Genomic DNA, 4,344 nt, shown 5'->3' with positions numbered 1-4,344 from the left:
TTATGCCTGATGACCATAGTAAATCGGTACCACCCCTTCCCATCCCGAACAGGACCGTGAAACGATATTACGCCGATGATAGTGCTGCAACCAGTGTGAAAGTAGGTTATCGTCAGGCTAGTTATAAAGAAAAAACCCAGCAGAGATGCTGGGTTTTTTTTCGTCTGGAGAAAAGCGACGCGTGCGCCCGCGACGGCCAAGGCCGCCACGAGCCACGCTGTTTTTTTTCGTCCGAAGAAAAGCGAGACGAGGACATCGCAAGTACCAATTAGATCGGCCAAGCGCGTTGACTGGCACTAAACCGGCTTGCTGGCGGACGCTCAAAATGTGGGTTTCAGGAGGCGATATGGCGACAGACGCACCACAAAACCCCGGTGACCAGGCGCCGCCCTCCACGCCAGGTACCGGCGAAACGGTCTGCGACGTCTGCAAGGGCACCGGCAAAGTCGACGGCAAGGAATGCGAAAACTGCGGCGGTACGGGGAAAGTCATCGAGGGCATCGGCGGTGGCTAAATGACGATGACCTCCTCGAAAACAGCGACCAAGGGGTTTCCGACGTCGGCCGGCGTCTGGCTTGGCCTCGGCCTGGGCGGCTTCTTCGATGGTATCGTCCTGCACCAGATCTTGCAATGGCACCACATGCTGACCAGTGCCGGCTACCCGGCCGATAGCGTCGAGACACTGAAGGTCAACACCTTTTGGGACGGCATGTTCCACGCGTCGACCTACATCTTTGTCGCGATTGGCCTCGCCGTTCTGTGGCGCGCGGCGCGCCGGCCGCATCTACCGTGGTCGGGGAAAATGTTGGCGGGCTCGATGTTGATGGGCTTCGGCATATTTAATGTGGTGGAGGGCATCGTCAATCATCACATCCTGCAGATTCACCACGTCAACGAAACAGTGCCGGCCAACCAGTGGATCTATTGGGACGGCGGTTTCTTGCTTTGGGGCGCCGCCATGTTGATTGGCGGCCGCCTGCTGCTCAACGCCGGCAAACGCGACACGGCCGCACCTCCATCCAGCTGATCCGTCACCACCGTTTACCATGCTCCCAGCTGCGCCACCTCCGAGGTCAGCGCGGCTGGGTCCACACTGGTATCCGCCCGCGATCCCCCCGAATGCCCGGTGCTGACGGATGGCCAGTGTGGCCCAGTTCGAAAATTACTCCAGGGCTTGGACGCATTTCCATGCGCAGTTTTTGAACCCATGAGCATACGACCGTCGCGCAGCGGCCGAGGTTCCGTAAAACGCGTCCGCGTCGGCGGCCTCGACCGTTACGCCCCGCGTTGAGTGCGCTCAATACGACGCGCGCCATGACGGCGATCATAAGCGCCGGTCTTGCTCGGTTCGCCGCGCAGCCGTCCCGCCGTCCACACCTGCTCAAGGGGTTCACATGTCAGAAAAACTTCATGACCCGGCGCGACGCGCCCGCGCGTCCCGTTTCACCGTCGTCGCGCTACTGAGCGCCCTGGCGCTTGCCGGTTGCGGCCGCAGCAGCGACGACAGCAAAGCGCCGCCGCCGCCGGCCCCGAAGTTCGCCGCGGAACTGACCCGCACTACGCATGGCGTCGCCCACGTCCGTGCCAATGATTTCCGCAGCCTCGGCTACGGCCTTGCGTACGCCTACGCGCAAGACAATGTCTGCATGTTCGCCGACAGCCTGCTGACGGCGCGCGGCGAACGCTCGCTGTTCTTTGGGCCGGACGCCCACGCTACCCGTCGTGTCAACGGCGAGTACGGCGCCGCCAGCGACTTCATGGACCTCAAAAACGAGGACAGCGATTTCTTCTTCAAGGGCTATCTCGACATTGACCAGCTGAAGGCTGGCTACGCCGCCGGATCGCAGGAGACACGCGACATGCTCGAAGGTTACGCCGCCGGATACAACCGCTACCTCAGGGACAGCGCCGGCAATTATCCTGCCGCCTGCAGCAAGGCCGCCTGGGTGCGCCCGATCACCGTCGAGGACATGTACCTGGTTATCGCAGAGAAAGCGCTGCATGCATCCGGCGAAGTGTTCGCCAGGGAAATCGTGGCCGGCGCGCGCGACCCCGGCGTTGTCTCACCCGTTGTGGCGAAGGCCAGGCCACGCAAGATCGATCGTACATTCATGATGGCGCGCCTGGAAAAACTGACTGCGGAAAAACTCGGCAGCAATGGCCTGGCGATCGGCAAGCAGTTGTCCGCAAGCGGGCGCGGCATGCTGCTCGGTAACCCACACTATCCGTGGAGCAGCACCGACCGCTTCTACCAGGCGCACCTTACCGTCAACGGCCGCTACGATGCGATGGGCGTGGTGCTTGGCGGCTTGCCGATCGTGGTGATCGGCTTTAACAAAGATGTCGCATGGACTCACACCGTCACCAAGGCCGTGCACTTCACCACCTTCAAGCTGACGCTCGACCCGGGCGACGGCAGTGGCACCAGCTACATGTCTGACGGCGTATCGGTGAAGATGACGCCAAAGACGGTGACCGTCGAGAGCCGCATGCCGAACGGCGGCGTGTCGAGCCGGCAGAAGATCTTCTACTTCAGCAAACTGGGCGCGGTGCTGGTCAAGCCGGAAGCGGGCATCAGCTGGACCGCGAACGCGGTGCACGTGCTGGCCGATCCAAACCGTAACAATACGCGCCTGATCGATCAGTGGATCGGCATCGGCAGTGCGCGCGGCGTGCACGAGATGAAAGCCTCGCTCGACAAGATCGTCGGTCTTCCGTGGATCAATACGGTTGCGACCGACCGCGACGGCAACACCTTGTACGCCGATGCCAGCGTGGTGCCGCGCGTCGGCGCCGACAAGTTTGCATCCGATTGCCTGGTGGTGCCGCCGCTATTGATGTTCGACGGTTCGCGCAGCGCCTGCGGCTGGGGCCAGGACGGCGCGGCGCCGCCGGGAATCCACTCGCCCGCCAACGCTCCCTGGATGATCCGCACGGATTACGTCGGCAACTCGAACGACGGCTACTGGCTCACCAATCCACGCGCCCTGCTGAAGGGGCCGGCGCCGCTCGGCTACTCGCCGCTGTATGGTCCGACCGACGTCGAGCAGAAACTGCGGACCCGCATCGGCTTTCGCCAGCTGGAGGAAATGCTGGCGCAACGCCGGCAATTGCGGCCGGTCGACTTGCAGGAATTGATGTTCGCCAATCGCGTCTACGCCGCCGAGCTGGTGCTGCCCGAACTGCTGCCGCTGTGTCGCGCCGCCGAAGACCGCGCGTTGACGCCGGCGTGCAATGTGCTGTCCGCATGGGACCGCCGCGCCAACCTCGACAGCCGAGGCGCGGTGCTGTTCCGCGAGTTCTGGAATACAGCTGCGAACATCCCGAACAAATGGGCCGTTCCGCTCGATCCCGCCGATCCGGTCAACACGCCGGCTGGGCTGATGCCGGCAGCGGCGCCGGCGATGCTCGCCGCGCTGAAGTCGGCGGCGCAAAAGCTCGAGGCCCTCGGCATCCCGCTCGATGGGCGGCTGGGCGACTACCAGGACGAAACGCGTGCCGGCGTTCGGGTGCCGGTCCACGGCGCGATCGGCGATATCGACGGTTCCTACAACTCTATTCACATGAGCACCGCGCTCGATGCGGCCGGCTATCACGACATCGCATGGGGCACCAGCTACATCCAGACGGTGACGTTCGACGACGCCGGCCCGGTAGCCCAGGCGATGCTGGTGTACGGCCAGTCGGTCGACCCGAAGTCCCCGCACTTTGGCGACCAGGTGCCTCTCTATTCGCGCAAGGAATGGCCGACGCTGCCGTTCAGCCAGGACAAGATCAGGGCCGATCCACAGTTCAAATTAATGACGCTGACAGAATAATTCCACATTTCTGCACCGCAGCACTTGCAAGGCAGGTAGGGCTTTGCTATAGTTCGCCTCCCCGATGAAACGGTTGACGAAATCAAGTAGTCACCAGGTAGTCGGGGAGCGCCGGAAACGGCGACGAAGCAAAAAAAAGAAGTTGACGGTGAAGGCGAAAAGCCTCATAATCTTACCTCTTCGCTGCTGATGAACACAACGCTTCATCGCCAGGCAGCAAGCAGTACCGAACAAGTTCTTTAACAATTAACAGTCGATAAGTGTGGGCGTTTGATGAAAGTGCCAGTGACTTCGGTCACTGAAAACTTAAATTATCAAATGTTCACAAAAAAGAAATATAGGCGCTTCGCAAGAAGTGGCCTGTCAGTATTTTGAGTGAGCGACCTACCAGCAATGGTAGTGCCAGAAATGGCAACAAACAAGATTGAACTGAAGAGTTTGATCCTGGCTCAGATTGAACGCTGGCGGCATGCCTTACACATGCAAGTCGAACGGCAGCGCGGGGCAACCTGGCGGCGAGTGGCGA

3 protein-coding genes and 2 rRNA genes are annotated in these 4,344 nt (G+C 61.3%); all 5 read left to right on the top strand.

The window, feature by feature from the left end; translation table 11 throughout:
* The first annotated feature begins 5 nt into the window (after nt 1-5).
* Nucleotides 6-118, top strand: a 5S ribosomal RNA gene (gene rrf, locus CR105_RS26995).
* A gap of 228 nt (nt 119-346) precedes the next feature.
* The gene (locus CR105_RS26990) at nt 347-514 is read left to right on the top strand and encodes a hypothetical protein (RefSeq protein WP_180288332.1); all 168 of its coding nucleotides are present in this window, start codon (nt 347-349) and stop codon (nt 512-514) included.
* The gene (locus tag CR105_RS26985) at nt 515-1,027 is read left to right on the top strand and encodes a DUF2243 domain-containing protein (RefSeq protein ID WP_218968765.1); all 513 of its coding nucleotides are present in this window, start codon (nt 515-517) and stop codon (nt 1,025-1,027) included.
* A 367-nt stretch (nt 1,028-1,394) separates the two neighbouring features.
* A complete protein-coding gene (locus tag CR105_RS26980) occupies nt 1,395-3,818 on the top strand; it encodes a penicillin acylase family protein (protein ID WP_099794017.1) in 2,424 nt (807 codons plus the stop codon).
* A 426-nt stretch (nt 3,819-4,244) separates the two neighbouring features.
* Nucleotides 4,245-4,344 (top strand): 16S ribosomal RNA (locus tag CR105_RS26975); the annotation flags it as partial.

The sequence above is a fragment of the Massilia eurypsychrophila genome, from assembly GCF_002760655.1.
Lineage (GTDB): Bacteria > Pseudomonadota > Gammaproteobacteria > Burkholderiales > Burkholderiaceae_D > JAFCUW01.
This window is presented reverse-complemented; position numbering and strand designations above follow the sequence as displayed.